The sequence below is a fragment of the Halomonas sp. LBP4 genome, assembly GCF_003202205.1.
In the GTDB taxonomy this organism is placed as follows: domain Bacteria; phylum Pseudomonadota; class Gammaproteobacteria; order Pseudomonadales; family Halomonadaceae; genus Halomonas; species Halomonas flagellata.
On sequence record NZ_PDOG01000003.1, the window covers coordinates 440,163 to 442,757 of the forward strand.

The window sequence follows — 2,595 nt, forward strand, 5'->3', positions numbered from 1 at the left end:
GCTGGCCGCCACGACCGTCGGTGAAGTCGTAGATCACCGCCTTCAGGTCGGCATAGGGCGTGGTGGCATAGGCCCAGAGGTAGGCCCGGTGGGTCTTCTTCTTGCCCGGGGCCAGCATCGGCACCGGGGTTTCATCGGCATGCAGCACCGGCTCGGTGAGCAGCATGTCACGCAGGGCATCGATCAGCGGCTGGAGCCGCACCCCGCAGATGCCGACCCACTCGGCCAGGGTCGAGCGCGGAATCGGCACGCCGGCCCGGGCGAAGATCTGCTCCTGCCGATAGAGCGGCAGGTGATCGCCATACTTGGCGATCAGTACCTGGGCCAGCAGGCCCGCGGTGGCGATGCCCTTGTCGATGATCTGGGCCGGCATCGGTGCCTGGATCAGCGTCTCGCACTGAGCACAGACCCACTTGCCGCGGACATGGCGCTCGACGCTGAACACCCCGGGGGTATAGTCCAGCTTCTCGCTGACCTCTTCGCCGATCCGCCGCAACTGGCAGCCGCACGGGCAGTGCTCGCTCTCCGGCTCATGGCGAATCTCGGTCCGCGGCAGCTCGGGAGGCAACGGCGCCCGCTTGGGCTTTTTCCTGGTCGCCGGCGGTGTCGCGGGCGTGACCAGTGCCTCCAGCTCGGCCTCGATGGCGGCGATGTCGGCATCCACCACCTCCTCCAGCAGACTGATCTGCAGCGCATCGAGCTGCTCGCTGCGCTGGCCGAACTTGTGGCGCTTCAACAACGCCAGTTCGTAGGTCAACTGCTGGTTGCGCTGCTCGCTGTGACGCAGGGCTTTCTGGCTCTGCTCCAGCGCCTGCTCCTGCTGCTCGACCTGCGACATCAGCGTCGCCGCCAGGTGGCGGAGCTGATCGGGGGAGAGCTGAGACAGATCGGGCGGCGTGTTCATCCGGCGAGTATGCCAGTCCACGGGGGATAACGGGATTCGCGGATCATCGAATGGCCAGCGCTCGCCTTCTATGCCGTTCATGGCTTGACGCCTCAGACCACCGAGATCGCGGCGTTGGGACCGAGGCGTTGCCACGGCAGCCCCTGCACCAGCGCCGTCACCTGCTCGGGGGACAGCTCGATCCGATCGCCTCGCCAAGTCCCGGCCCAGTGGAACTTGCCCTGGTTCAGACGCCGGGCGCAGAGCCAGATGCCCAGGCCATCGTGGACCAGCACCTTCATGCGGTTGCCGCGCCGGTTGGCAAAGAGATAGGCGCAGTGCGGTCGAGCAGCGCCGAACACCTTTACCACCCGGGCCAGCGCCGTGTCGGGGCCGGCGCGCATGTCCAGGGGCTCGGTGGCCAACCAGATCTCGTCGATGCGGATCATGCGAGCAGCTCCCGGATCAGCGACCGGCAGGTGTCGGCCTCCGAGGCAGGCCACTCGATGACCACCGGCCCGTTGGGGCGCGGGATCGTGAGGCGAATGCGGTCCGTCACCTGGTTCTGGGGAGCGACCGGCGGTGAGGCACTGGCCATGGGCACCGGCACAAACGCCGGCGCTTCGGTCACGGCGCTTCGCTGGCGAGTGGTACGGATCCACTTATGGACCAGGTTGGCATTCAGGCTGTGCTCCAAGGCAACACCGGCGACGGAGGCGCCGGGTTGCTGGCACGCCTCGACGATCCTGGCCTTGAAGGCGGCGGTGAAGCGGCGACGCTTGCGAGGGGCTTCCAGCACGCTTAAGTCGGTCATGATAGGTGTCCACTTATTGATAGGTGGACACCTACCGTCACGGAATTTGGGGCTCTGCGGTAGATGGGTTCACCGGCCGCTTACGTGCCATCTTCTTGAGGATGGCTTCCTTACGCTCCGGGGAGTAACGCACGTTAATCACCTCTAAGTTGGGTTAGGTGACAACTACGTTGACAGATAGGGGCTACCACGCATCAGGCCGATGCGCCTAACCGTCTGTGGTGTTGGGATATCTCGTGGCTGCCGGGTCCAGCTCGCGGCACTTGGTGGTACCTGTACCTGATCTTGGACGTCTTCAGCCGCAAGATCGTCGGTCACGAGGTCTACGAAGCCGAAACCGGCGAGCTGGCGGCCGAGCTGATCCAGAAGGCCTGCTGGCGAGAGCACTTGGCGACTCAAGCCAAGCCATTGATTCTGCATGCTGATAACGGCAGCCCAATGAAGGCCTCGACCTTCCTCGAGAAGCTCTATGTTCTGGGCATCACGCCGTCGTACAGCCGGCCTCGAGTCAGCAACGACAACGCCTACTCGGAGTCGCTGTTCAAGACGCTGAAGTACCGGCCGGGCTTCCCGGCAGCGGGCTTTGCCACGCTGGCAGAGGCCCAAGAATGGGTGCAGGCGTTCAGCCACTGGTACAACCATGAGCATCGCCATAGTGCTCTTCGCTACGTCACGCCGGCACAGCGTCATTCCGGCGAAGCTGAGGTGATCCTGGGTCAGCGGCGCGCCGTCTTCGAAGCGGCCAAGGCCCGCCACCCGGAGCGTTGGGCCAAAGACATCCGCAATCTGAGCTTGCCGGATACCGTGCACCTGAATCCCGAACGGGAACCGGTGCCGAAGGCAGCAGGATTTTAAAGAACCAATCCGTTTCAGGCGTCATCTATGTTGACAGTCACCG

General features: G+C 64.5%; 3 protein-coding genes and 1 pseudogene. 1 reads left to right on the forward strand and 3 read right to left on the reverse strand.

Annotated features, from left to right (window positions below; genetic code table 11):
- The 3 genes from tnpC to tnpA form a co-directional block, all read right to left on the reverse strand.
- On the reverse strand, nucleotides 1-904 hold a 904-nt coding region (tnpC, locus tag CR157_RS12415; RefSeq protein WP_110283837.1), incomplete at its 3' end, for an IS66 family transposase.
- A gap of 92 nt (nucleotides 905-996) precedes the next feature.
- Nucleotides 997-1,332 carry an IS66 family insertion sequence element accessory protein TnpB gene (tnpB, locus tag CR157_RS12420; RefSeq protein ID WP_146218685.1) on the reverse strand — a complete coding sequence of 112 codons (336 nt, stop codon included), beginning with the start codon at nucleotides 1,330-1,332 and terminating at the stop codon, nucleotides 997-999.
- Nucleotides 1,329-1,697, reverse strand: a complete 369-nt coding sequence (tnpA, locus tag CR157_RS12425; protein WP_110283838.1) for an IS66-like element accessory protein TnpA — start codon at nucleotides 1,695-1,697, stop codon at nucleotides 1,329-1,331. Before tnpA ends, tnpB begins: the two co-directional genes overlap by 4 nt.
- 186 nt (nucleotides 1,698-1,883) lie before the next feature.
- On the opposite strand from tnpA, the pseudogene CR157_RS12430 reads away from it, so the two are divergent.
- Nucleotides 1,884-2,552 (forward strand): annotated as a pseudogene (locus tag CR157_RS12430) (IS3 family transposase); the annotation flags it as partial.
- Nucleotides 2,553-2,595 lie beyond the last annotated feature (43 nt).